This is a genomic window from Balneolaceae bacterium (assembly GCA_034521445.1).
In the GTDB taxonomy this organism is placed as follows: domain Bacteria; phylum Bacteroidota; class Rhodothermia; order Balneolales; family Balneolaceae; genus JAXHMM01.
On the sequence record JAXHMM010000003.1, the window covers coordinates 607638 to 631351 of the forward strand.

Genomic DNA, 23714 nt, shown 5'->3' on the forward strand with positions numbered 1-23714 from the left:
GTAAGCGGCACCGAATGGGGCGCTTTAAACCGTATGAAAGGCAATTCAGGGAGACCATGCAATGGATGGCCGGAGAGGCCGGCCGCAGGACAAAGACATTTAAAACAAGGGCTTCCCCGTCATCTCCGCAGGCGCTTCCAGTCCCATCATTTTCAGCAGGGTGGGGGCGACGTCGGCCAGGATACCGTCGCGGAGACGGGTTCCTTCGCCCTCCCCGAGGAGCAGCACGGGAACGGGTGCGCAGGTGTGCGCGGTGTGCGGAGAGCCGTCCTCCTGCACCATGCAGTCGGCGTTGCCGTGGTCGGCTATGATGAGCACCTTGTATCCGTGTTCACGTGCGGCGGTTACCACCTTTTCAAGCTGGGTATCCACCGTCTCCACGGCGCGGACGGCCGCCTCCATCACGCCGGTGTGTCCCACCATGTCGGGGTTGGCGAAGTTGAGAACGGCCAGGTGGTGCTTTTCGGTGATGAGCTGCGAACAGAGGGCGTCGGCTACCTCAGGGGCGCTCATCTCAGGCTTCAAGTCGTAGGTGGCCACGTGGGGACTGGGAATGAGAATGCGTTCCTCGCCCTGGTACGGATCCTCCTCGCCTCCGTTGAAAAAGTAGGTCACATGCGCATACTTCTCGGTTTCGGCAATGCGCAGCTGACGAAGGTGGCGGCGGCTGACGGTCTCGCCGAGGGTATTGGGGATGGCGGCGGGTGGAAAGGCCACCTGCGCTTTCTCAAAGTCATCGTCGTAGCGGGTGAAGGTGCAGTAGTGGGGCTTCAGGTCCTCTGCCGGGAAAGCTTCGAGATTCTCCTGCAGGAAAGCGCGCGTGAGCTGGCGCGCGCGATCGCCGCGTATATTATAGAAGACCACCACATCGCCCTCGCGAATACGCCCGTCTTCCAGGCCGGCGCGTACCATCGGCCGGATGAACTCGTCGGTCTCCCCGCTGGCATAGCGATGCTCGAGGGCTTCAGCCGGGTCTTCGAAAGGTTCGCCATTCCCGCGGACCAGCAGATCGTATGCGGCGCGAGTGCGATCCCAGCGCTCGTCGCGGTCCATGGCGAAGTAGCGTCCCACGATGGAAGCGATGGTCCCCAATCCGATCTCGCGGCTGCGCTGCTGGAAGGTGCGCATATAGTCGGCGCCGGCCCGGGGGGCGGTGTCGCGTCCGTCGGTGAAGGCATGCACGAGGGCGCGGTCCACCTCGTGGCGGCGGGCGAGTTCCAGCAAGGCGAAGAGGTGGTCGTTGTGGGAATGCACGCCACCCTCCGAAAAAAGTCCCATAATATGCAGGCGACCCCGTTCGGACGCCTTCTCCATGGCATTGACGAGCACCTCGTTACGGTAGAAAGTTCCGTCAGCTATGGCGCGGTTGATGCGGCTGAGCTCTTGCCAGACGATGCGACCCGCTCCGATGTTGAGGTGTCCCACCTCGGAGTTGCCGAATTGACCTTCGGGCAGTCCCACGTCGGTTCCGCTGGCTGAGAGACGCGCATGGGGCGCGGAGACGAAGAGGTGGTCAAGAAAGGGGGTGTCGGCCCGGTCGATGGCGCTGACCTCGGGATGCTCGGCAATCCCGTAGCCGTCCAGGATGACCAGGAGCGCTTTGGAAGAGGGGGAGTCCAAGGCGTCCGGGCGCTGGTTTAAAGGTTATTGACGTGCCTGGTGAGCTTCGACTTCTTGCGGGCTGCGTTGTTGGGGTGAAGAAGACCCTTCTGAGAATAGCGGTCCAGCACGGAGATGGCGTCCTTGAGGTACTCCTCAGCTTTCTCCTTGTCGTCCTCCTCGAGGACTTTACGGACCATGGTCCTCATCTTGGAACGCTGCGCCTGGTTATGCTGGCGGCGCTTTTCATTCTGGCGAACACGCTTTTTTGCTGATTGGTGCTGTGGCATAAACGTCGAGGATAAACCTTATCGGTTATTCAGAATTCTTTGTATCATCTTTCCGCCTGCGGATAGACTTCAAAGTTAAAATTTCTGAAATCATTAAACAAGAAAACATTGAAAATTTACCGAAAGACAAGTAATTTGAGAGACTTTCCATTATGGTTATCGTAATTGACGGCCCGGCGGGGTCGGGCAAAAGTTCAACGGCCCGCGCCGTGGCGCAGAAAATGGATATCCGGTACCTCGACTCCGGCGCCCTCTACCGGGCGGCCACGCTGCTTTACCTGGAGTCGCAGGGTGACCGGGAAACGTTCTTTCGAAAACTGGACCGGCAACCCCTCGACTTTACGTACGGGGACGGCTTTCGGGTGCTGGCAGGCGGCCGCGATCGCACTGCTGAAATACGCACTCCCGAAGTCACCCGCTCTGTGAGCGAGGTGGCTGCCATGCCTCGCGTGCGCGAGCATGTAAATAAACTGATGCGACGGAGGGTGGCCGAAGACGTCTACATTGCCGAGGGACGCGATTTGGGCACGGCGGTCTTTCCCGACGCCGCGCTGAAGATTTTTATGTCGGCGGATGTGGAGGAGCGCGCCCGCCGGCGCTACCGGGAGATGAAGCAGAAGCACCCGGAGACGGACTACCAGGATATACTTGAAAACATACGGGAGCGCGACCACCGCGATGCGGCCCGCGTATCCGATCCGCTGCGCAAGGCGGACGACGCCGTGGAGATCGACACCACGGATTCGACCTTCGAACAACAGGTCGACCGTATTTGTTCATTAATAAACCAGCTTAACAAACCCCAACCCTAATCCCGCGGCCCTTGGCCGCGCGGTAATGCCAACTAAAACCGAAAATGACCGAAGATCTTAAGCAAGAAGAACAACAGCAGAATTCCGAATCCCAGCAGGAAGCCGCCACCGAGGTAACCGAAGAGGAAACCTCGGCACAGACCGGACAGACTGACGAGGCCGATGAGGCCGATGAGACCGGCGACGCGGCGGAAGAATCCGGGGATACACCCGAAACCGCCCAGACTGCCGACACCGACGATGCCGCCGATGACGGCGGGTCTGAAGGCGCTGGCGAGACCGCCGGCACGGACGACCAGCCCATTGAGGTGAGCGAGGAGGCCGATGCCATCCAGCCCAAGGGCGCAGATGTGGAGGCTACCACCGCTGAAGACCTTCAACAGGTGACCGAAGAGCAGGTGGCCGCCTTTACCGGTGAGATGGACGATAAAGTCTATACCTTCGACGAGCTGCAGGCGGCGTCCGAAGACTACACCGACGAGGAGTATCACCAGCTCGAGTCGATGTATGAGAACACGCTGAACGAGATTGAAGAGAAGGAGATCGTTACCGGACGCGTGGTATCCGTCGACGAAAAGTATGTGGTCGTGGATATCGGCTTCAAGTCCGAGGGACTTATCTCCGTCAACGAATTTCCCAACGAAACGGTCGAGAATCTGGCCCCCGGCGACGAGGTGGAAGTATTCCTCGACAAGGTGGAAGACCAGGAGGGCCAGCTGATCCTGTCCCGACGAAAGGCCGACATATTGCAGGCCTGGGAGACCATCGAACGCGCCTCCGATACCGGTGAGGTTCTGGAGGGCACCATCCAGCGCCGCATCAAAGGCGGCATGGTGGCCGAGATCATGGGCATTGACGCCTTCCTGCCAGGCTCCCAGATCGATGTGCGTCCCGTACGCGACTTTGACGCATATGTGGGCAAGACCATGGAATTTCAGGTGGTCAAGCTCAACATGCAGGCTGAGAACGTGGTGGTGTCTCACCGCGCCCTCATCGAATCCGACCTTGAGGAGCAGCGCAAGGAGATCCTGGCCACCATCGAGGAGGGTCAGGTGCTGGAGGGCCTTGTCAAGAACATTACCGACTTCGGGGTCTTCATCGACCTTGGAGGCGTGGACGGCCTGCTGCACATCACCGACCTCTCATGGGGCCGCGTGGAGCATCCCGACGAGATTGTCTCGCTGGACCAGCGCATGAACGTCGCGGTCATCGACTACGACGAGGAGACCAAACGCGTCTCGCTGGGTCTCAAACAGCTCCAGCCGCATCCGTGGGACGAGATAGACCTGAAGTATCCCGAGAACATGAAGGTGCAGGGCCGGGTGGTATCCATCACCGATTACGGTGCCTTCATAGAGCTGGAGAAAGGGATCGAGGGACTCATCCACATTTCCGAAATGTCATGGACCCAGCACATCAAGCACCCCTCGCAGCTGGTGCAGAAGGACGACATCATCGAGTGCGTGGTGCTGAACGTGAACGCCCCCGAGAAGAAGATTTCCCTGGGTGTCAAGCAGCTTGAGAACGATCCGTGGGAGGAGATCGACAAGCGCTACCCCGTGGGCTCCCGGCACTCCGGCACCGTGCGCAACCTTACCAACTTCGGTGTCTTCGTGGAGCTGGAACCCGGCATCGACGGGCTGGTCCATATTTCCGACCTGAGTTGGACCGAAAAGATCAACCATCCGAACGAAATAATCGACAAGGACCAGGAGATCGAGGTGATCATCCTGGCCATCGATTTCGAAAACCGCCGTATCACCCTCGGTCACAAGCAGATCGAGGACAACCCCTGGAAACTCTTCGGCCGCGAGTACGGCCTCACCGCCGAAGTGGAAGGGCAGGTCACGAAGGTCACCGACAAAGGACTCTTTGTGGAACTGCCGCATGAGCTCGAGGGCTTCGTTCCGGCCAGCAAGATCGGCGAGGAGGGCACACCCTCCGAGCACTTCGAGGACGGCGACACCGTCAAGGCCTGGGTGATCGAGCTCGACGAGAGCAATAAGAACATTACCCTAAGCCGCCGCGAGGAGGACGTCGAGAATATCGACTCTTCCCGTAAAGAGCGCGGTGGCAGCGGCGACGGAGGCGGAGGCGGCAGCAAGAAGTCCCGCTCAGGCGAGCCTTCGACACAGACGGGCACACCCACCCTGGGCGAGATGTCCGGCCTGGCCGACCTCAAGGAACAGATGGAGGCCAAGGAGAAGGAGGCTGAGGAGGCCGAAGAGGCTGCCAGGAAGAAGGCCGAGGCGCAAGCCGAAGAGGCAGAATCCGAAGAGGCGAAGGCTGAGAAGCAGGAGGAGGCGTCGGAAGATGCCGACGAAGCTGACGAACAGCCCGAAGCCGAGGAGGAGCCCGAAGCTGAGGAAGAACCCGAAGCCGAGGAAGAGCCGAAGGACAAGAAGTCTGGAGAGGGCGACGAGGAGGAATAAACCTCCCGGCCCTTTTCAACGATAAAGCAGAACCCCTGCTTCGAACCGTGCCGCCATGCGGCGTTACGGTCCGGGGCAGGGGTTTTCTGTTTTACAGGTGGGGTGCCAAACGCCAAAATCCCGTCGCGTTGGTACGGCCCGGTGGGACCGGAACGACGGGCAGGCGTTAAAGGAGTTCAGGTCTAATACGGTTACTCTTTGTAGAAGTAGACGACCTTCTCCTTGGGATGCTTGCTGCTTTTTACTTTGCTGCCGGTCTCCTTGTTGTAGTTGTACACTACATTGCGCATGGAGTTGAGCTCGGAGTCGTCCTTGAATTTTACTTCAAGGGCCTTGCCGCCCTTTTCCAGTTTCTTGACGGCCTCCAGTAGAGGTTGGTATTTGGAAGAACTTTTCTTTGATACACTCACGTCGTCACGGGATACGATATTAATCTTCATTGTTTTTGCTGTCTTTATAGAAGTCGGTTGTAAGAAAGAGTGAATCTAACAATAAAACAACTGTATTTACAGGTGGTTCTTGTAGTATTCACTCTATTTATCCTTATTTGTTCCACAACCAAAACCAATATTACTGTCCGGGGATTCCATCCGGGACAAAAAAATGGTCGCCAGGAGGAGCCGGGGATCAAGGAACCTGGACGGTGGAGAGAATGGTCTCGACCAGGTCTTCGGAGCTAATCTCCTCGGCTTCGGCCTCAAAGGTGGGAATAACGCGATGGCGCAGCACGTCCATCGCGATGGTCCGCACGTCTTCGGGGGTTACGTAGGCACGGTGTTCCATAAAGGCGCGTGCACGCGAAGCCAGGTTGAGATTGATGGAAGCGCGGGGAGAGGCCCCGAAATTAATCAGCTCGGCCAGATCCTCCATTTCGTAGCTCGCAGGATCGCGGGTGGCGAAAATAAGGTCGACGATATACTGCTCCACCTTCTCGTCGATGTAGATCTCGTTGACCACCTTGCGCGCCTCGAGCACCCTTTCAGGCGTGATGACGGGATTGAGCTTCTCCTTGCGTCCGGTACGTGCCTGCCGGCGCATGATCTCAAGCTCTTCCTTTTCGGTGGGATAGTCGATGACAATCTTCATCATGAAGCGGTCCACCTGTGCTTCGGGCAGGGGATAGGTGCCTTCCTGCTCGATGGGGTTCTGCGTGGCCAGCACCAGAAAGGGCTCATCCAGTTCGAAGGTATTCTCGCCGATGGTTACCTGCAGTTCCTGCATGGCCTCCAGCAGGGCGCTCTGAACCTTGGCCGGGGAGCGGTTGATCTCGTCGGCAAGGATGATATTGGCGAAGATGGGGCCTTTCTTGACGGTAAACTCGGCCTCCTTCTGGTTGTATATGAGTGTGCCGATCAGGTCGGCCGGCAGTAGATCGGGGGTGAATTGCAGTCGCTGAAACTTGGTGCTGATCACCTGTGCCAGGGAGGAGACCGTGAGGGTCTTGGCGAGCCCGGGCACGCCCTCCAGCAGCACGTGGCCGTCGGCCAACAGGCCGATAAGCAGCCGGTCGATCATATACCTTTGCCCGACAATTACCTTGTCAAGTTCCTGGTAAATCTCATCGATGAAGGCGCTCGACTTCTCAATCTTTTCGCCGAGCTCCTGCATGTCGACCGTCGCTGGGGATGTATCCATGGCGTGCGTATGAGTTTTATAATTTGTTCTGCATTTGACTATTTTCCGGCGCGTGAAAAACAACCGCCTGCCGCCGGCAGGCACCAAAGGTAACAAATGGAGATCATAGATTCTTTCTTATTGGGACTGATCCAGGGCCTCACCGAATTTCTGCCCATCAGCTCATCCGGACACCTGGTACTGGCCGGCGCCCTTCTGGAGGACGATCTCGATCGCAGCATCACCTTTGAGGTAGTGGTGCACTTCGGGACCCTTTGCAGTATCCTGCTCTACTACCGCACCACCCTGGCGGAGATGGCGGTCTCGCTTTGGGACGCGCTGCGCGATCCCTCCTCGGCCAAAGGGGAGGAGGGGTATGATCCTAACGTGCGTATGGCCGGTTTCATTTTGCTGAGCATGGTTCCCGCTCTTATTGTGGGACTTACCCTGAAAGATACCATTGAGGATGTCTTCCTGGCTCCCTTTCCCGTCTCGGTCATGCTGCTGGTCACCGGCACTATCCTGTTCGCCACACGCTTCCGCAGCAGTTTCCCCAACCGCCTGGGCTCCGGCAGTGCGCTGGCCATCGGCGTGGCCCAGGCCTTTGCCATCCTGCCCGGGGTGAGCCGCTCCGGAACCACCATCTCGCTGGGACTCGGCCTGGGCATCAAGAGGGAGGAAGTGGCCAATTTTTCCTTCCTGATGGTGATTCCTGTGATCGCCGGCGCCATGCTGGTGGAGGTAGTCGGGCTGGCGCAGGCGGGCGTGGATTCTGCCGCGCTGGGCGCGTTGACCGTAGGCTTTCTGACAGCTTTTGTCTCGGGCTACTTCGCCTTGAAATACCTGATTATCCTGTTGAAGACCCGCGGAATCCATCCCTTTGCCTGGTACTGTTGGGCGCTTGGGGGTTTTGGACTATACATCTTCGCTTGATAGCGAAGATGTATAGTCCAAAAGTCTAATTAAAGTCGAAAAGTCCAGAAGTCGGGAAGTCAAAAAGTCGGTGGACCTTCGGACTCCACGACTTTACGACTTTCTGACTTATTAGACTTTAAGACTTTTTAGACTTTCAGACTTTCAGACTTTTACATAGTTTTGGAGCCTTAATTTAAACCGGAGATATGGTCACCTACGTATTTATCTTCCTGGCCCTGCTGGCCATAGCCTCGGCACTGGGCATGGTCATCAGCCGAAACACGGTCAACAGCGCCCTTTTCCTGGTGCTCAATATGGTCTCCCTGGCGGGTATCTACCTGCTGCTGGAGGCACAGTTCCTGGCCGTCATACAGATCCTGGTCTACGCCGGTGCCATCATGGTACTCTTTCTCTTTGTCATCATGCTGTTGAACCTGGATGCCGAGAAGTCGCTTTTCAATCGCTTCCGGGCCCGCTATTTTGTGGCATTTCTGCTGGGCGTGGCACTGTTGACGCAGATTCTTTACAGCGCGGGCGGCATGGCTGGCGTGCTCCCCGAAATTTCGCCCGAAATGAGCAGCGTGGGCACCGTGGAAGCGGTAGGCGATGTGCTCTTCACCACCTATCTGCTGCCCTTTGAAATCACGGCCATCCTGCTGACAGCCGCCGTGGTTGGGGCCCTTGTCATTGCACAACAAAAAATAAAGCCCAAGGCCGAGAATGATTGACATTGACTGGTTCCTTGCGCTCAGCGCCGTGCTCTTTTGCATTGGCATCGTAGGCGTGCTTGTACGAAAGAACGCCATCGTGATTTTCATGAGTGTGGAGCTCATGCTGAATGCCGTCAACCTTACGCTGATCTCTTTCAGCAGTTACTATGGGAATATCGAAGGCATAATCCTCGTCTTCTTCGCCCTTGCCGTAGCTGCCGCCGAAGCGGTGGTGGGACTGGCCATCATCATCGCCATCTTCCGCAACAACCTCTCGGTGGATATCAGCAAGGTAAACCTGCTACGCTGGTAATCGGACGGCTGCTCGAAAGCCAGCCTTTCCGGCGCCCGGCATTCGCCGGTATAACGGACCGGATTTCTGTCTGTTGCTGCGACCCGCCCGTGCGCTTCCATTAGGCCGCATTTTGGGCCTCAGCATCATCCATTCAACATTCTTTGCCACTTTTTATATCTTGGGCATCAGCTAATTTCTCCTTGGGAAAGCAGCATGGATTAGCTACCTTTGAGGCAAAATTTTTCGAGGACCCTCGTAACGGAACCGCTCCCTTAGATGGACTCTGCTACAGCGCTTATTGTACTGATTATCGGCTTGCCGCTGGCCGGTTTTCTTGTTAACGGATTACTGGGGCTTTCGTCCCCCTCGTGGAGGCGCAACCGCTCTCTTATCGGCACCATCTCCAACCTGGCCGTCTTCGTCCCCTTCGTGGCGGCATTCTGGTTCTTCCTGAACATGAGCGAGGGCTCCGACGCCCTCTACGTGAGCCTTTTCCGTTGGATGGAAGCGGGCAGCTTCTCGGTGGATATCGCCTACCAGGTGGATCAACTCTCCATCGTGATGACGCTGGTGGTGACGGGCGTGGGTTTCCTGATCCACCTCTACTCCATCGGCTACATGTGGGATGACCCGGGGTACTGGAAGTTTTTCGCCTACCTGAACCTCTTCATCTTCGCCATGCTCAACCTGGTACTGGCGGACAACCTGCTGCTGCTCTTCCTGGGCTGGGAAGGCGTGGGACTCTGCTCCTACCTGCTCATCGGATTCTGGTACAGCGACATGGCCAAGTCGGCCGCCGCCAAGAAGGCCTTTATTTACAACCGGGTGGGCGACTTCGCCTTCCTGGTCGCCATGTTTATGATCTTCCAATATATAGGCAGCCTGCGCTTCGAGGAGATCCTGGCCGCGCTCGACGCCATTCCCGCCGACCAGAAGTTCTGGATTGGCCTGTTGATGTTTATCGGCGCCACCGGCAAGAGCGCGCAGATACCCCTGTTTGTCTGGCTGCCCGACGCCATGGCCGGCCCGACTCCTGTCTCCGCTCTTATTCACGCGGCCACCATGGTGACCTCCGGCATCTACCTCATTTCGCGCATGTCGCCCATGTTCGTGATGTCGCCTGAGGTCATGATGATTATCGCCGTGATCGGGGCGCTCACCGCGCTGGTCGCCGCCACCATCGCCCTCACCCAGAACGACATCAAGAGGGTGCTGGCCTACTCCACCGTCTCGCAACTGGGCTACATGTTCCTGGCCCTCGGCTCAGGCGCCTTCACCGCCGCCATTTTTCACGTGGTCACCCACGCCTTTTTCAAAGCCTGTCTCTTTCTGGGTTCCGGCTCGGTGATTCACGCCATGGAACACGTGGAGCACGGGCTGGAGGAAGAGGGGCGGGACGTGCACTTCGATCCGCAGGATATGCGGAACATGGGCGGGCTCAAAAAGTACATGCCCTCCACCTACTGGACCTTCATGCTGGCGACGGTGGCCATAGCGGGTATTCCGCCGCTGGCCGGTTTCTTTTCGAAGGACGAGATCCTGGCCTTCACCTTTAACGCCGGCTTCGGCGAATATGCCGGGGCCCTTTATTTCGTGCTCTGGGGCGTGGGAATTCTCACGGCCTTCCTGACCGCATTCTATATGTTCCGCCTCACCCTGGGCACTTTCAACGGACCTTTCAAGCTGCCCGGCCGCATTGAAGGGGCCGAGGGGGCCGAGAAGCATCTGCACGAGAATCCCCCCTCCATGACCATACCTCTCTGGACCCTCGGAGGACTTTCGGTGGCGGGCGGACTGCTGGGCGTGCCTAATTTCCTGCTGGCCACCTTCACCCACGAGGAGGAGCACATCAACCTGCTGCACAACTGGCTGCACAACGTGAATGCCGATGCCGTGCTGGGACTCTCCCACGCTGCCGAGTGGGGGCTTATGGGACTCTCGGTTGCCGTGGCTCTGGGCGGCGTATGGACCGCCTGGCGCATGTACGGCGCCGGAGCCACCGAAGAGTCCGATGCGCGGATCGCCACCCGCTTCGGAGCCCTCTACCGCACCTGGAATGAGAAGTACCGCCTGGACGAATTCTACGAGGGCGTGGTGGTGAATCCCCTGGTACGCTTTTCGGACCGGGGACTCGCCGCCTTCGACATGAAAATTGTGGACGGAGTGGTCAACACCGTGGGTGGCATCGTGCGGCTCTTCGGCAGCCTCATCCGCTACACCCAGACCGGGGTAGTCAGCTCCTACGCCCTCGCCCTGGTTATAGGGGTGATCATCGTACTCAGTCTACTGATCCTGTAAGAGCAAGCGCGCACCATGGAACTGATTCTTAATCTCTGTATTTACCTCCCGCTGGCCGGCATTGCCGCCATCCTGCTGATCCAGGGCTTCACGCCTGCCGGACCCGGCCGCGACCGCGCGATCAAGTGGACCAGCCTGGCCGCCACCCTGGCGGTCTTCGGGCTCTCCCTGCCGCTGATGCTCAACTTCGACGTGGCCGGCTCGGCCACGGTCCAGTACCTGACCGAGGGCGCCGCGGTCATTGAGGGCATGGACATTAAATACCTTGTGGGACTGGACGGGCTCAGTCTGCTGCTCTTCATGCTCACCACCCTTATGGGACCCATCGTCATTCTCTCCTCCTGGGAGTCGGTGACCAAGTATCTGCCGGGCTACTATTCCATGCTCCTTCTGCTGCAGACGGCCAGCATGGGTGTATTTGCGTCCCTTGACCTGATTGTCTTCTACGTATTCTTCGAGCTCTCTCTCATCCCCATGTACTTTCTTATCGGCATTTGGGGGGGCAAGGGCCGCATTCACGCCACCGTCAAGTTTTTTCTCTATACCCTGGTGGGCTCCCTCATCATGCTGGTGGGCCTGATCTGGGTGGGCTACGACGCGGGCACCTTCATCGAGGGCGTGAGCTTCTCTTCCGACTGGCGATTCCTGTCCGGGTCCGAATACACCATCGGACTGGTGGAACAGACCTGGCTCTTCCTGGCCTTCGCGCTGGCTTTCTGCATCAAGGTACCGCTCTTTCCCTTTCACACCTGGCTGCCCTACGCCCACACCGAAGCGCCAACGGCGGGCTCGGTGGTGCTGGCGGCCATCATGCTGAAGATGGGAACCTACGGGCTGCTGCGCATCTGTTTGCCGATTTTTCCCAATGCCTTCACCACCTTTGCTCCCTACCTGGCCACCCTCGCCGTGGTGGGCATTATCTACGGTGCGCTGGTGGCCATGGTTCAGAAAGACGTCAAAAAGCTGGTGGCCTACTCCTCCGTCAGCCACCTCGGTTTTGTGGTGCTGGGCCTCTTCGCCTTCAACACCATCGCCGTGCAGGGCGCCCTTATACAGATGGTTAACCACGGGCTCTCCACCGGCGCCCTCTTCCTGGTGGTGGGCATGATCTACGACCGCGCCCACACCCGACGTATCGCCGACTTCGGGGGAATTGCCAGAATCATGCCGGTCTTTGCCGTGGTGTTCATGATTTCCACCCTCGCCTCCATCGGATTGCCCGGGCTGAATGGATTCGTGGGAGAGTTTCTGATTCTGAACGGCGCCTTCATTTCCGAGGTGCTGCCCCAAAACGCATGGACCGTCTTCGCAGCTACCGGCGTAATTTTGGCCGCGGTCTACATGCTCTGGATGTACCAGCGGGTGATGTTCGGTCCTGTAACCAATGAGGAGAACAAAAATCTGGTCGACCTGAACGCCCGCGAGATCGGGCTGATGGTACCGCTGATCGTGTTCATGATCTGGATTGGCATCCGTCCCGTGGACTTCACCCAGTATTCCGAAGCGCAGGTGAGTCAGCTGCTGGAATCCTCCCGTGACAAAAGCACGGCCGTACTCCGTTCGGCCTCCCCCGATGAACTCCCTGCCTGGGCCGGCACCCTTTACGACGTGAGCCCGCAGATGGCGGAGGAGGCGGGCGGTTACTCCATCGATGGGGAGGCGCAAAGCGGCCCTGAGCACCGCAGCGTCGACGGCATCGCAAACGAATCTGCAAACGAATCCAAAGCGCAAACCGACTGACGAGGTACATGTTATGGCAAAACCCCTCAGCGAAGACGAGATTCAAGAGGCCATCGGCGACCGCCTTCCCGGTTGGTCGCACGACGATGACAAACTTACCAGGGAGTTCGGCTTTTCGGATTTCCGGGAGGCCTTCGCCTTCCTGACCCGCATCGCCTTCGAGGCGGAGGACCAGGTGCACCATCCGGAGATCTATAATGTCTACAAAACGGTGGTCATCTCCCTGAGCACGCACGACGCGGGAGGGAAGGTGACCGAAAAGGATCTGAAACTGGCAGCGGCCATCGAGTCGCTCTACACCAACTGAGCTGAATAACGTAGCTGCATGGATTACCTACACGATCTGAACGCATTCCTCCCGGGCGTCGTGGTGGCCCTGGCCGGCCTGGCCGCCATCATGATCGACGCCTACAAAGACGACCACGAGGGTATCTTCGGGGTGACGGTCACCGCGCTGGCCGCCGCGCTGGTCCTCAGCATAATGGATCTTTTCGGTCCACAGGGGGAGGCTTTCAGCGGGATGATCGTCTATGGCGGCACCGCCGCATTCGGTTCGGCCGTGGTGCTCTTCGCCTCGCTCTTCTGCGTGCTCATCTCCCGGGAATACCTTATCGCCATCGATCATAATTTTGGGGAGGTATACGCCCTGGTGCTCTTCGCCACCACCGGCATGCTGGGGCTGGCCGCCGCCGATAACCTGATCATGATCTTCCTGGGACTCGAAACGATGTCTATCTGCCTCTACGTGCTGGCCGGCATAGTGCACGAGGAGAAAAGAGGAGCGGAGGCGGCTCTCAAGTACTTCCTGCTGGGCGCCTTTTCCACCGGCTTCCTGCTCTATGGCATGGCCCTGCTCTACGGGGCCACGGGCACCCTCGACATGGCCGGCATCGCCTCGGCAGCCACGGGCGATCTTATTTTCGTGGCGGGCGCGGGCCTTCTGCTGACGGGCTTCTTTTTCAAGATTGCCGCGGTGCCCTTCCACATGTGGACCCCGGACGTCTACCAGGGCACCCCGACCACCCTCACCGCCTATATGGCCACCGCCTCCAAGTCGGCCACTTTTGTGGCGCTCATACTTATTCTTTCGCGCATGATCCCGGATTCTACGGCCGACTGGGGCAATCTGCTGATGGTGATCTCGGTGCTGACCATGATCGCAGGCAACCTCATCGCACTGGTGCAGGACAATATCAAGCGCATGCTTGCTTACTCCAGCGTAGCCCATGCCGGCTACGTGCTGGTGGGACTCGCCGCGGGCACGCCCGAGGGATACAGCGCCGTGCTTTTCTACCTCTTCGCCTACTCTATCATGAATATCGGCGCCTTCGGCGTCGTGGCCTACTACGAGCGGCAGCAGGGCCTCGATTTCACCGACGTAAACAACTACGCCGGCCTGGGCTTCAAGCGCCCGGCCATGGCGGTGATGCTCTCCATCTTTCTTTTCTCCCTGGCCGGCATACCGCCGATGGTTGGCTTCTTCGGGAAGTACCTGGTCTTTGCCGCAGCTATCAATGCCGGGTATGTGGGACTGGCCATTACGGGCGTGCTGGCCAGCGCCCTGAGCGTCTACTATTACCTGCGTCCCATGGTCTACCTCTACATGCGCGAGCCTCACAAGGAGGTTCCCTTCGTTCAGCCGGGATGGCTATTCAAAGGCACCCTGCTGGTGCTGGCCGCCATGACCCTATGGTTTGGGGTGGCGCCGGGTGAGATTTCTGACCTGCTTAACTCGTATTATGCGGGTTGGTAAGTCTATAAAGTCGGAAAGTCGGGAAGTCGGAAAGTCGAAAAGTCGGGAAGTCGGGGGTGTTTTCCTTGATTGGATTTGAAATGCAAAAGGCCTATCTTTGCTTGCCTGCTGCCTCGGGCATCCCGGCAGAAAACGGGAGAAGGGGGCGGCTGTTTTCACCAGGAAGACAACCACAGGAAACCTACCTACATGAGCAAGAACTACTACGAGCTTACCTATATTCTGAATCCCGTACTGGAAGACGAGCAGTACGACGAAATCGTCAACCGGTACGAGAAGTTTATCGGTGACCACGACGGCGAGTTGGACGAGACCGACCGCTGGGGCAACCGAAAGTTCGAGCATGAAATGGACGGCCGGACCAGCGGCTACTACGTCAACTGCTACTTCCGCGCCCCCGGTGAACTCATCGCCGATCTGGAACGCACCCTTCGCCTGGATGACGAAGTCCTCCGATACCTCACCCTCAAGTACGACGCCAAGATGATGCGCCACCGCGAGCTGCAGCGCAAGGGCGCCGTACCCAGCATTCTTGATCTTCAGGAGGAAACTGAGGAAGGCGAAGATGACGATGAATAGTCTGTAAAGTCGAAAAGTCGAAAAGTCTTAAAGTCTATGATTAATAATCCATCACATCCGAAGAAAGGCCAGATCAAGACCCGGGAGTGCAAGTTCACCAAAGCCGGGGTCGAATACATCGATTACAAGGAAACCGACACCCTGGAGCGCTTCATGAATGACCAGGGTAAGATCCTCCCGCGACGGGTGACCGGCACAAGCGCCAAGTTTCAGCGCCAGCTCACCACGGCCATCAAGCGTGCCCGTTTCCTGGGGATGATTCCCTATGTGGCCGACAACATGCGATAACCCCAGCTTTCAATTTTTTTACTGCCGCCATGCCCAAGTACATGCAATTAATACTGAAAGAAGACGTTGAAAAGCTCGGCGAGGCCGGGGACATTGTGGATGTAAAGCCCGGCTACGGGCGGAATTTCCTCATTCCCCAAGGCAAGGCCGTGATCGCCAGCGATGGCGCCATGAAACAGCTCGAGCGGATGAAGGAGACGGCCGAGCGCCGCGCCGAACTTACCGTCGAGAAAGCCCAGGATATGGCCGATCGACTGGAAACGACGTCGGTCACCATTCCTGTTACGGTGGGTGAAGACGAGAAAATTCACGGTTCTGTGACCAACCAGGATATCGCTGAGGCCCTTGCCGAACGTGATATCGAAATTGACCGCCGTAAGATATCTCTCGATCAGGACATCAGCTCCCTGGGTGAATACACCGCCACCATCAGCCTGCTGGGTGATCTGAAGTCCCAAATCAAGGTCTGGGTGGTGAAGGAGTAGGTCGCAGGGCGACAACACTCGCACACCGACATGAAAAAACGCCTTACGGTTTTCCTGGGGATCCTCGCCATGGCGATGGCTCCCTTTTTTGTTGAGGCCCAGATTCCCAGTCCCGTCTCCTTCGAAGTGACCTCCGCCCCGGAGACGGTGCGCGCCGGCGAATCCTTTGAGGTCACCGTGCAGGCCACCATCGAGGGGAACTGGCACCTCTATTCGGTAAACATCCCCCCCGACGCAGGACCTTATCCCACCGCCTTCACTTCGGCCAGCTCCCAGATGGTGCTCACCGACAGCGTGCGCGAGTCGGAGGCCGTCATCGAGTACGATCCCAATTTCGAGACCGAACTGGGCTGGCACTCCGAGGAGGCCACCTTTACCATTCCTGTTGCTTTCCGGCCCAACTCGCAGAGCGAGGGCAGCAACACCATCCGCCTGCAGGTGCGCTACCAGGTCTGTAATGACAGCTCCTGCCTGCCGCCAACCACCAAAGAGATCGCGCAGCCCATCACCGTGACCGACCTGGCTCCCGAGCCCTGGCCGGGATTTGAGGAGATGGATGACGCTTCTGCGGGGGCAGGGGAGGGAGGAGACACGCAGGACGGGACTGCTGCCGGGGAGGGATCCGGCAGCCTCCAGCAGGGTGGCGACAGCGGTTCCGTGCGCAGCGGGGGACTGGGTTCGGGCGGTATCTTCTCTTTTCTCTGGATTGCACTGGGCGCCGGATTCGCCGCGCTGCTGACGCCCTGCGTCTTTCCCATGATCCCGCTTACCGTCTCCTTCTTCACCAAGCAGAAGGAGGGTCCCGGCGGGGGTGCTGTGGGACAGGCCCTGGCCTTTGGACTGGCCATCGTGGTGACCTTTACCTTGATGGGCGCGCTGCTGGCGCTCCTGGTAGGGGCCTCCGGGGCCAACCGCTTTGCGGCCAATCCCTGGGTGAACCTCTTTATTGCAGCCATGCTGGTGGTCTTTGCCCTCAGCCTGCTGGGGGCTTTCGAGTTGCGGCTGCCCCACCAGCTCACCAACTGGCTGAACCGGCAAAGCAACGAGAGTTCGGGCCTGCTGGGCGTGCTATTTATGGCCCTAACCATCAGCGCCGTCTCCTTTTCCTGCACCGCCCCCTTCGTGGGCGGCGTGCTGGCGGCCACCGCCGGCGGGGAGTGGTTCTATCCCATCGTGGGCATGGCCGCCTTTTCAGCCGCTTTTGCCTCCCCCTTTGTAGTGCTGGCCCTCTTCCCGCGATGGATGGAAAGCCTGCCTAAAAGCGGATCCTGGATGAACGTGGTGAAGGTACTGCTGGGCTTCGTAGAACTGGCCGCCGCCGTCAAGTTTCTGTCCAACGCCGACCTGGTCCTCGGATGGGGACTCGTTTCGCGTCCCCTCGCCATCGCCGCCTGGATCGCCATCTTCCTTATGGCCGGCCTCTACGTGCTGGGCGTGTATACGCTTAAACATGAGCCCGAAAAGAAAAAGGTGGGTGCCGGCCGTATCATGCTTGCCCTCCCCATGCTGCTCTTCTGTTTCTACCTGCTTCCCGGTCTGCTGGGGGCCAACCTGGGCATATGGGACGCCTGGCTTCCGCCCAAACAGGCGTCCGACGTGAGCGTGGTGCGCAGTCTCGCCATGATGGGCGGGGGCGCCGGGGCCATCGAAAATGAGGGCTGGTCGGAGGACTACCAGGCCTCCCTTGAGCGCGCCCGCGCTGAGGGCCGCCCTATCTTTATCGACTTCACCGGTTACACCTGCACGAACTGCAGGGACATGGAGGCCAACGTCTTTCCCCTGGCTGAAATCCAACAGCGCTTTGACCGCATGGAAAAGGTAAAGCTCTACACCGATGACGGGCAGCATGGACTGGCCCGCCAGAAATTCCAGCTGCAGATGACCGGCACCGTGGCCCTGCCCACCTACGTGGTGATCGATCCCGCCTCTGAAGAGGTGCTCATCCAGCACACGGGCATGGCCAGTCCTGAACGCTTTCGGGATTTCCTTGACCGGGGACTCGCACGATTTGAGGAGGCTTCCTCTTCAGGTGGACCGAAGGAGTTGCTGGGCGAACGCGCCGACAGGGGGGCAACCTTTTCTTGCAACCCAGGCTCATAAATACTTATTTTATAGTAATATTGGCCGAACGGCCGCAACAGGATGCTTTGTTAAAGATTATAAACGGTCGAATTAAATGGCGATACAGGTTCTGATCTTTTGACATTCATCCTGAAATGAACTATCATTTTGCATCTTTGTAAGCCCCTATAATCCATAACCTGATAATTTAATTGGAGTAATCGTATGACATCGTCCATAGCTCTTTTTCTTTTTCAAGCTGGAGCTGACCAAGGCTTTTTTAACGTAATTGTTCAACGGTTTAATGAGGGCGGTGGCTTTATGTGGCCGGTGCTCATTGCCTTGATCCTTGGTCTGGCCATTTTCCTCGAGCGAGTAATTTCCCTGAATCTCGCCGACATCGACACCCGTAAATTTATCGTGGACGTGCAGGAGGCACTGCAGGAGGGAGGTATTCCCGCCGCGCAGGACCTTTGCGCCGAAACCCGCGGTCCGGTGGCCTCCGTTTTCCAGGCTGGTCTGATGCGTGTGGATGAAGGCGTAGAAGCGGCCGAGAAAGCCATTTCCGCTTACGGATCCATTGAAATGAGCTTCCTTGAGCGCGGATTGGTCTGGCTGTCGCTGTTTATCGCCATCGCCCCGCTGCTTGGCTTCCTCGGAACGGTGGTAGGTATGATCGAGGCCTTCGACGCCATTGAAACGGCGGGCGATATCTCACCCTCCCTGGTGGCCGGCGGTATTAAGACTGCTCTGCTGACCACCGCCGCCGGACTGATGGCCGGTATTATTCTGCAGGTGGGTTACAACTACTGCGTTTCCAAGATTGACCGTCTGATCGCCGAGATGGAAGAGTCCTCCATTACCCTGATCGACTCCATCGTCGACATGAAACAGGGCGGAGGCGGAGGAGCGTCCGGACAGTAAGCCCGGTTCGCCAAACCGCAATTTTCAACCAAGCTAACAAGGTCACATTTATGTCTGCAATGATAGGACTCGGCATAGCGGGGGGGCTGATTGTCATCGGCTCTATTGCTATCGTCATCTCTGGAATTAAAAGCCTGATCAACGGAAATCAGGACATCCGCAAAATCTCCTCCTTTCTGGTTCCCTTCGCCGTATTCGGCATCGCCTACGGCATGACGGGAGACATTACGGAGGCGGGCGTGGCCACCATGCTCTTCATGATGGCCCTCATGGCTCTGATGATTCTCTTTTCAGGTTTCCGCAGCACCTTTAACATCTAGATTTTCCCGCCATGTTCATGATCATCAAAAAGAACAAGAGCCGGGACGGTGGGGAGATCCCCAGCTCCTCGCTGGCGGACATCGCCTTCCTGCTGCTTATCTTCTTTCTCCTGGTAACGACCATCGACATCGACACGGGTATAGGACTCACCCTGCCGCCCGCCCCTGACGAGAATGTGGAGCCGCCGCCCATCAAGGAGCGGAACCTGCTCAACATCAGCGTCAACGAGTCGGGACAGGTGCTGCTGGACGAGGAGCCCACGGCCATTTCCCAGGTGAAGCAGATGGTCAAGGATTTCGTGACCAACAACGGTCAGGATCCCAACCTCTCCGAAGCGCCCGACATGGCTATCGTCTCCATCAAGACACACCGGCAGACGCCCTACCGCATCTACATCAATATGCTGGATGAGGTAATTGGGGCCTACAACGAGCTCCGGAACCAGGCTTCGCAGGAGATGTACGGCCGCGATTTCAGCTTCTGGGATGAAGGTTCCGAGCAGTACGAGACCGTCAAGAACCGTTATCCGAAGAAAATTTCAATTGCAGAGCCTGACGAGGGTTAAATCCATATGGGACACTTTCAAAAGAAATCCGCCAGCACCAGTACGGAGGTGCCCACGGCCTCCATGCCGGATATTGTTTTCATGCTGTTGATCTTCTTCATGGTGACCACCGTGCTTCGCGAGGTCACCTTGAAGGTACGGGTCAACTTTACCCAGGCTGAAAACATCGAAAAAATCGAACAGAAGCGCCTTATCTCCTACATCTATGTGGGTCCACTCAAACTGGGTCCCAACGAGGTCGGGGAGACCGAGATTCAGATTGACGATGCCATCATCGAGGACATCGGGTCCATCGAGAAGCTGATGTACGACAAGCTGATGGAGCAGCCCAAGCTCATTGTCTCGCTGCGCGTAGACGAAGAGGTCAATACCGGCATCGTAACTGACATACAGGAAGAGTTGCGCGACGCCAACGCACTGCGCATCAACTACTCAACCAAACGCGAAGTGAACACGGGCGGCAACTGATCCTGACACGTACTTCAATGACAAAAAGGCAACTGCATCCCGGTGCAGCTTGCCTTTTTTCTTTATAGCGCACGCTAGACCATGGGAAACGATTCCTTTCGAAGCATACAGTCAGTGGGACGAAGCCGGCTTATCGACGAACTGCTGGAAGACGGTCCTGATCCGGAGTCGCCCCTCCAGGCCGGACCTGGAGACGACGCTGCCGTGGTGCGGCGCCGCACCGGCGGGGACGGGGACGACGGTCCCGCAGAATCCGAACGCCTCGAGCTGCTCTCCTCGGAAACCTTCATGGAGGGGGTGGACTTCGACCTGACCTACACGCCCCTGCATCACCTGGGCTACAAGGTGGCGAGCGCGGCGGTAAGCGACATCTATGCCATGAACGGTACGCCCGACCTGCTGCTGGTCAACCTGGCCGTGCCCAACAAACTTTCGGTGGACATGCTTCGGGAGATCTACCGCGGCATCCACGCTGCGGGGCAGGAGTACGGCACGCAGGTGGCCGGGGGCGACCTCGGCGCCTCGCACCGCCTGCTCAACCTGAGCGTTACCGCTACGGGCACCGTGCCCGCCGGACGCGTGCGCTACCGCTCGGGCGCCTCCGAGGGAGAGGCCATCTGCGTAAGCGGCGACCTGGGCGGGGCCATCGCAGGACTTCGCATCCTGATGCGCGAAAAGGATTTCTGGCAGGAGCACGGGGAGCAGCAGGCCTTTCAGCCCGACCTTGAAGACTACGAGTACGTGGTGGGTCGCCAGCTGGTGCCCGTCGCACGGCGCGACGTGGTGGAGGCCTTCGGCCGGACGGGACTGATGCCGGGGGCACTGACCGACGTGTCCCAGGGACTGGTGGCCAGCCTCCGCCAGGTGGCCGAAGCGTCGGGCCTGGGCTGCTACGTCTACCAGGCCGCCCTCCCCGTAGCCCTGGATACCCGAACCGTCGCCGACGAGATGAAGGAAGAGGCCGACAAGTACGCCCTTTTCGGCGGGGAGGACTACGAGATGCTCTTCACCCTGCCCGAGGGCGACGTGGAGCGGCTGGCCGAACAGTTCGAGGATTTTGTGGTGGTGGGCAAGATTACCGGCGAACCGGGCGTTACCATGCAGACCGCCGAAGGAGAGACGGTGCGCCTGGAAGAGGAGGGGTGAGGGGGACACGTTTATGTACGCGTTCCGCGGAACCTTTTACCCGCCCGTACGTAGGCCTTCCGGCTCCCCGAAGGAGCAACACGCCGGGCGCAAGGGCCTCCCGGCGGCTGCGCAGTTCTATCAATTTTGCCGTATATTGGTACTATCGGCCTTAATATTCATGCTCTCTATACGCGATGTCTGATTCGAACAAATTCCCCAACCGTACGCCCAAAAAAGGGGACTCCAAGAAGGGCGGGGACAATTCCTCCCGCTTTCCGATCTGGATTTATGTGGTGCTCTTCCTGGCGCTGCTGGCCTTCCAGTTCTGGTTTATCAGTCCCGATGGCGACAACCGCATCAAGTACAGCACCTTCCTGGAGTACGTGGAAGAGGGCTACATCTCCCAGATCACCATCCGCAACGGCACGGAGATTACAGGTGATTACAGCGCCAAAGCCGTTGAGGAGGGAATTGTCACGCCTCCCCCGCCCGATGAAAACCCGTGGCCGCTGGGCGGCGGCTCGGAGGGCAATACCTTCACCAGCACCATGCTGGAGGGCGATGATATACGACCCTTGCTCGACGAGCACGAGGTGGTCTATGACGTGCGCATCGAAGAGAGCTGGTTCAACGGCATTCTCATTTGGCTCATACTCATTGGGCTGGCTATCGCTTTCTGGATCTATATCTTCCGCCGCATGAACCCCGGCCAGCAGGTGCTGAATATCGGCAAGAACAAAGCCTCGTTATACGACAAGCAGGCCGATAACAAGGTTTCCTTCAAGGACGTGGCCGGCCTGCAGGAGGCCAAGGCCGAAGTGGAGGAGGTGGTGGAGTTCCTCAGGAATCCCAAGAAGTTCACCAAGCTGGGGGGAACGCTCCCCAAGGGTGTGCTGCTGGTGGGTCCCCCGGGCACGGGCAAGACGTTGCTGGCTAAGGCAACGGCCGGGGAGGCTGACGTACCCTTCTTCAGCCTCAGCGGTTCCGACTTCGTGGAGATGTTTGTGGGGGTGGGCGCGGCGCGCGTGCGCGACCTCTTCAAGCAGGCCAAGGAGAAGGCGCCTTGCATCATTTTCATTGACGAGATTGACGCCATCGGACGCAGCCGCGGACGGGGCATGATGATGGGTTCCAACGACGAGCGTGAGAACACCCTCAACCAGCTCCTCAGCGAGATGGACGGCTTCAACACCGACAAGGGGGTCATTATCATGGCGGCCACCAACCGCCCCGACGTACTAGACTCGGCGCTGCTGCGTCCCGGGCGCTTCGATCGGCAGATCCTCATTGACAAGCCCGACCTGCGCGGCCGCGTGGAGGTGCTTAAGGTGCACACCCGCAACATCAAGATGTCTACGGACATCGACCTGAAGCTGCTTGCCTCCCAGACCCCGGGTTTCGCCGGGGCCGAGCTGGCCAACCTCTGCAACGAGGCCGCTCTGATGGCCGCACGACGCGACAAGGAGCAGGTGGAGATGGACGATTTCCAGGACTCCATCGAACGCGTCATCGCCGGCCTGGAGAAGAAAAACAAGCTCATCAGTCCGCACGAGCGCAAGATCGTGGCCTACCACGAGTCGGGCCACGCCATCGTGGGATGGTACCTCGAGCACACCGATCCGGTGCTGAAGGTGAGTATCGTGCCCCGCGGGCTCGCGGCCCTGGGATATACCCTGCAGACGCCGCTGGAGGACCGCTTCCTGATGACCACCGAGGAGCTCAACGACAAGATCTGCGCGCTGCTCGGGGGACGCATCGCCGAGGAGATCATCTTCGGGCGCATCTCTACAGGTGCCCAGAACGATCTGGAGCGCATCACCAATATGGCCTTTGCCATGGTGGCCGAGTACGGCATGAGCGAGGAGCTGGGCTACATCTCCCTGAAAGACACCCAGAATCCCGATAACAGCTACGGCTTCAACAAGAAGTATTCGGAGAAGACCGCCGAGCGCATCGACCAGGCCGTCAACGACATCATCCGACGCAACTACGAGCGCACCAAGGCGCTGCTGACCGAACAGAAGGAGAATCTGGAACATATGGCGCAGACCCTCCTGGAGAAGGAGGTGCTGGACCACAACGACCTGCGCGATCTGCTGGGCGACCAGCCCGAGGGCAAGTACCCCGAAGGCATCTTCAAAGACGAGAAGCGCCAGGTGAACGGCAAATCTGATACCGCTCCCGAAACGGCCGGCCGGCAGGAGGGAGAGAAGACGACCGCCTCTCCGAACAGCGGCCCCGAAGAGGAATCCGCTTCCGAGACCGAAAGTACCGAAGGCGGCGATAAATCAGTATCGGGCGAGTCCGCCAGCTGATTCCCCTACTCCCCTCCACAGAAGCCTTTCAAGGGACACCGGCCCGCCTTTCCCCGCCGGTCCCCCCGCGGCGCCTGCGCCCTTCGTAACACTGCGGTAACATGGGCCTAACATGGGCTTCA

At 58.5% G+C, this 23714-nt stretch carries 23 protein-coding genes; 19 read left to right on the forward strand and 4 right to left on the reverse strand.

Translation table 11 applies throughout. The features are described 5' to 3' along the window. Positions 1–99: 99 nt before the first annotated feature. Positions 100–1620, reverse strand: a complete 1521-nt coding sequence (gpmI, locus tag U5K31_03375; protein ID MDZ7771766.1) for a 2,3-bisphosphoglycerate-independent phosphoglycerate mutase — start codon at positions 1618–1620, stop codon at positions 100–102. Positions 1621–1637: 17 nt separating this feature from the next. Next, a complete protein-coding gene (rpsT, locus tag U5K31_03380; protein ID MDZ7771767.1) occupies positions 1638–1889 on the reverse strand; it encodes a 30S ribosomal protein S20 in 252 nt (83 codons plus the stop codon). A gap of 152 nt (positions 1890–2041) precedes the next feature. On the opposite strand from rpsT, the gene cmk reads away from it, so the two are divergent. Next, complete coding sequence (gene cmk, locus U5K31_03385; protein MDZ7771768.1) at positions 2042–2701, forward strand: (d)CMP kinase; 660 nt, start codon at positions 2042–2044, stop codon at positions 2699–2701. Positions 2702–2745: 44 nt separating this feature from the next. Beyond that, positions 2746–5133 carry a 30S ribosomal protein S1 gene (rpsA, locus tag U5K31_03390; protein ID MDZ7771769.1) on the forward strand — a complete coding sequence of 796 codons (2388 nt, stop codon included), beginning with the start codon at positions 2746–2748 and terminating at the stop codon, positions 5131–5133. A 191-nt stretch (positions 5134–5324) separates the two neighbouring features. On the opposite strand, the gene U5K31_03395 is transcribed toward rpsA, so the two are convergent. Then, the gene (locus U5K31_03395; protein MDZ7771770.1) at positions 5325–5543 is read right to left on the reverse strand and encodes a hypothetical protein; all 219 of its coding nucleotides are present in this window, start codon (positions 5541–5543) and stop codon (positions 5325–5327) included. Between the two features lie 217 nt (positions 5544–5760). After that, positions 5761–6768, reverse strand: a complete 1008-nt coding sequence (locus tag U5K31_03400; GenBank protein ID MDZ7771771.1) for a MoxR family ATPase — start codon at positions 6766–6768, stop codon at positions 5761–5763. A gap of 96 nt (positions 6769–6864) precedes the next feature. Here U5K31_03400 and U5K31_03405 point away from each other — a divergent pair, with 96 nt between their 5' ends. The 17 genes from U5K31_03405 to ftsH all read left to right on the forward strand — a co-directional run bounded on the left by U5K31_03405 (position 6865) and on the right by ftsH (position 23592). Then, positions 6865–7680: an undecaprenyl-diphosphate phosphatase gene (locus U5K31_03405; protein MDZ7771772.1), complete on the forward strand. Its 816-nt coding sequence runs from the start codon at positions 6865–6867 to the stop codon at positions 7678–7680. A gap of 188 nt (positions 7681–7868) precedes the next feature. Continuing rightward, positions 7869–8390: an NADH-quinone oxidoreductase subunit J gene (locus U5K31_03410; protein MDZ7771773.1), complete on the forward strand. Its 522-nt coding sequence runs from the start codon at positions 7869–7871 to the stop codon at positions 8388–8390. Continuing rightward, positions 8383–8685 carry an NADH-quinone oxidoreductase subunit NuoK gene (nuoK, locus tag U5K31_03415; protein ID MDZ7771774.1) on the forward strand — a complete coding sequence of 101 codons (303 nt, stop codon included), beginning with the start codon at positions 8383–8385 and terminating at the stop codon, positions 8683–8685. The genes U5K31_03410 and nuoK overlap by 8 nt, the downstream gene beginning before the upstream one ends. Positions 8686–8943: 258 nt before the next feature. Then, positions 8944–10965 carry an NADH-quinone oxidoreductase subunit L gene (gene nuoL / locus U5K31_03420; protein MDZ7771775.1) on the forward strand — a complete coding sequence of 674 codons (2022 nt, stop codon included), beginning with the start codon at positions 8944–8946 and terminating at the stop codon, positions 10963–10965. A gap of 15 nt (positions 10966–10980) precedes the next feature. Continuing rightward, positions 10981–12705, forward strand: a complete 1725-nt coding sequence (locus U5K31_03425; protein MDZ7771776.1) for an NADH-quinone oxidoreductase subunit M — start codon at positions 10981–10983, stop codon at positions 12703–12705. A 13-nt stretch (positions 12706–12718) separates the two neighbouring features. After that, entirely contained in the window at positions 12719–13012 is a 294-nt protein-coding gene (locus tag U5K31_03430; GenBank protein MDZ7771777.1) for a 4a-hydroxytetrahydrobiopterin dehydratase, read from the forward strand. 18 nt (positions 13013–13030) lie between these two features. Then, a complete protein-coding gene (locus tag U5K31_03435) occupies positions 13031–14458 on the forward strand; it encodes an NADH-quinone oxidoreductase subunit N (protein MDZ7771778.1) in 1428 nt (475 codons plus the stop codon). 189 nt (positions 14459–14647) lie between these two features. Beyond that, positions 14648–15037 (forward strand): 30S ribosomal protein S6, encoded by a 390-nt coding sequence (gene rpsF / locus U5K31_03440; GenBank protein ID MDZ7771779.1) that lies wholly within the window; start codon positions 14648–14650, stop codon positions 15035–15037. 36 nt (positions 15038–15073) lie between these two features. Next, a complete protein-coding gene (gene rpsR, locus U5K31_03445) occupies positions 15074–15325 on the forward strand; it encodes a 30S ribosomal protein S18 (protein ID MDZ7771780.1) in 252 nt (83 codons plus the stop codon). A gap of 29 nt (positions 15326–15354) precedes the next feature. Beyond that, entirely contained in the window at positions 15355–15810 is a 456-nt protein-coding gene (rplI, locus tag U5K31_03450; GenBank protein ID MDZ7771781.1) for a 50S ribosomal protein L9, read from the forward strand. A 30-nt stretch (positions 15811–15840) separates the two neighbouring features. Then, positions 15841–17910 (forward strand): cytochrome c biogenesis protein CcdA, encoded by a 2070-nt coding sequence (locus U5K31_03455; protein MDZ7771782.1) that lies wholly within the window; start codon positions 15841–15843, stop codon positions 17908–17910. Positions 17911–18192: 282 nt separating this feature from the next. After that, positions 18193–18795 carry a MotA/TolQ/ExbB proton channel family protein gene (locus tag U5K31_03460; GenBank protein MDZ7771783.1) on the forward strand — a complete coding sequence of 201 codons (603 nt, stop codon included), beginning with the start codon at positions 18193–18195 and terminating at the stop codon, positions 18793–18795. Between the two features lie 50 nt (positions 18796–18845). Then, on the forward strand, positions 18846–19115 hold the full coding sequence (locus U5K31_03465; GenBank protein MDZ7771784.1) for a hypothetical protein: 270 nt from the start codon (positions 18846–18848) through the stop codon (positions 19113–19115). A gap of 17 nt (positions 19116–19132) precedes the next feature. Next, the gene (locus U5K31_03470) at positions 19133–19681 is read left to right on the forward strand and encodes a biopolymer transporter ExbD (GenBank protein ID MDZ7771785.1); all 549 of its coding nucleotides are present in this window, start codon (positions 19133–19135) and stop codon (positions 19679–19681) included. 6 nt (positions 19682–19687) lie between these two features. After that, positions 19688–20149, forward strand: a complete 462-nt coding sequence (locus tag U5K31_03475) for a biopolymer transporter ExbD (GenBank protein ID MDZ7771786.1) — start codon at positions 19688–19690, stop codon at positions 20147–20149. An 81-nt stretch (positions 20150–20230) separates the two neighbouring features. Continuing rightward, complete coding sequence (thiL, locus tag U5K31_03480) at positions 20231–21295, forward strand: thiamine-phosphate kinase (GenBank protein MDZ7771787.1); 1065 nt, start codon at positions 20231–20233, stop codon at positions 21293–21295. 176 nt (positions 21296–21471) lie between these two features. Beyond that, positions 21472–23592, forward strand: a complete 2121-nt coding sequence (gene ftsH / locus U5K31_03485) for an ATP-dependent zinc metalloprotease FtsH (protein ID MDZ7771788.1) — start codon at positions 21472–21474, stop codon at positions 23590–23592. The last annotated feature ends 122 nt before the right edge of the window (positions 23593–23714 follow it).

Excerpts from the sequence above, each read along its gene's own strand:
- U5K31_03425 (MDZ7771776.1), top strand. The coding sequence starts at position 10,981 with ATGGAACTGATTCTTAATCTCTGTATTTACCTCCCGCTGGCCGGCATT.
- U5K31_03430 (MDZ7771777.1), top strand. The coding sequence starts at position 12,719 with ATGGCAAAACCCCTCAGCGAAGACGAGATTCAAGAGGCCATCGGCGAC.
- nuoL (MDZ7771775.1), top strand. The coding sequence starts at position 8,944 with ATGGACTCTGCTACAGCGCTTATTGTACTGATTATCGGCTTGCCGCTG.
- rpsT (MDZ7771767.1), bottom strand. The coding sequence starts at position 1,889 with ATGCCACAGCACCAATCAGCAAAAAAGCGTGTTCGCCAGAATGAAAAG.
- U5K31_03405 (MDZ7771772.1), top strand. The coding sequence starts at position 6,865 with ATGGAGATCATAGATTCTTTCTTATTGGGACTGATCCAGGGCCTCACC.
- U5K31_03435 (MDZ7771778.1), top strand. The coding sequence starts at position 13,031 with ATGGATTACCTACACGATCTGAACGCATTCCTCCCGGGCGTCGTGGTG.
- thiL (MDZ7771787.1), top strand. The coding sequence starts at position 20,231 with ATGGGAAACGATTCCTTTCGAAGCATACAGTCAGTGGGACGAAGCCGG.
- rpsF (MDZ7771779.1), top strand. The coding sequence starts at position 14,648 with ATGAGCAAGAACTACTACGAGCTTACCTATATTCTGAATCCCGTACTG.
- U5K31_03465 (MDZ7771784.1), top strand. The coding sequence starts at position 18,846 with ATGTCTGCAATGATAGGACTCGGCATAGCGGGGGGGCTGATTGTCATC.
- U5K31_03400 (MDZ7771771.1), bottom strand. The coding sequence starts at position 6,768 with ATGGATACATCCCCAGCGACGGTCGACATGCAGGAGCTCGGCGAAAAG.
- cmk (MDZ7771768.1), top strand. The coding sequence starts at position 2,042 with ATGGTTATCGTAATTGACGGCCCGGCGGGGTCGGGCAAAAGTTCAACG.
- U5K31_03410 (MDZ7771773.1), top strand. The coding sequence starts at position 7,869 with ATGGTCACCTACGTATTTATCTTCCTGGCCCTGCTGGCCATAGCCTCG.
- ftsH (MDZ7771788.1), top strand. The coding sequence starts at position 21,472 with ATGTCTGATTCGAACAAATTCCCCAACCGTACGCCCAAAAAAGGGGAC.
- U5K31_03460 (MDZ7771783.1), top strand. The coding sequence starts at position 18,193 with ATGTGGCCGGTGCTCATTGCCTTGATCCTTGGTCTGGCCATTTTCCTC.
- rpsR (MDZ7771780.1), top strand. The coding sequence starts at position 15,074 with ATGATTAATAATCCATCACATCCGAAGAAAGGCCAGATCAAGACCCGG.
- rplI (MDZ7771781.1), top strand. The coding sequence starts at position 15,355 with ATGCCCAAGTACATGCAATTAATACTGAAAGAAGACGTTGAAAAGCTC.
- nuoK (MDZ7771774.1), top strand. The coding sequence starts at position 8,383 with ATGATTGACATTGACTGGTTCCTTGCGCTCAGCGCCGTGCTCTTTTGC.
- U5K31_03455 (MDZ7771782.1), top strand. The coding sequence starts at position 15,841 with ATGAAAAAACGCCTTACGGTTTTCCTGGGGATCCTCGCCATGGCGATG.
- U5K31_03475 (MDZ7771786.1), top strand. The coding sequence starts at position 19,688 with ATGGGACACTTTCAAAAGAAATCCGCCAGCACCAGTACGGAGGTGCCC.
- U5K31_03470 (MDZ7771785.1), top strand. The coding sequence starts at position 19,133 with ATGATCATCAAAAAGAACAAGAGCCGGGACGGTGGGGAGATCCCCAGC.
- rpsA (MDZ7771769.1), top strand. The coding sequence starts at position 2,746 with ATGACCGAAGATCTTAAGCAAGAAGAACAACAGCAGAATTCCGAATCC.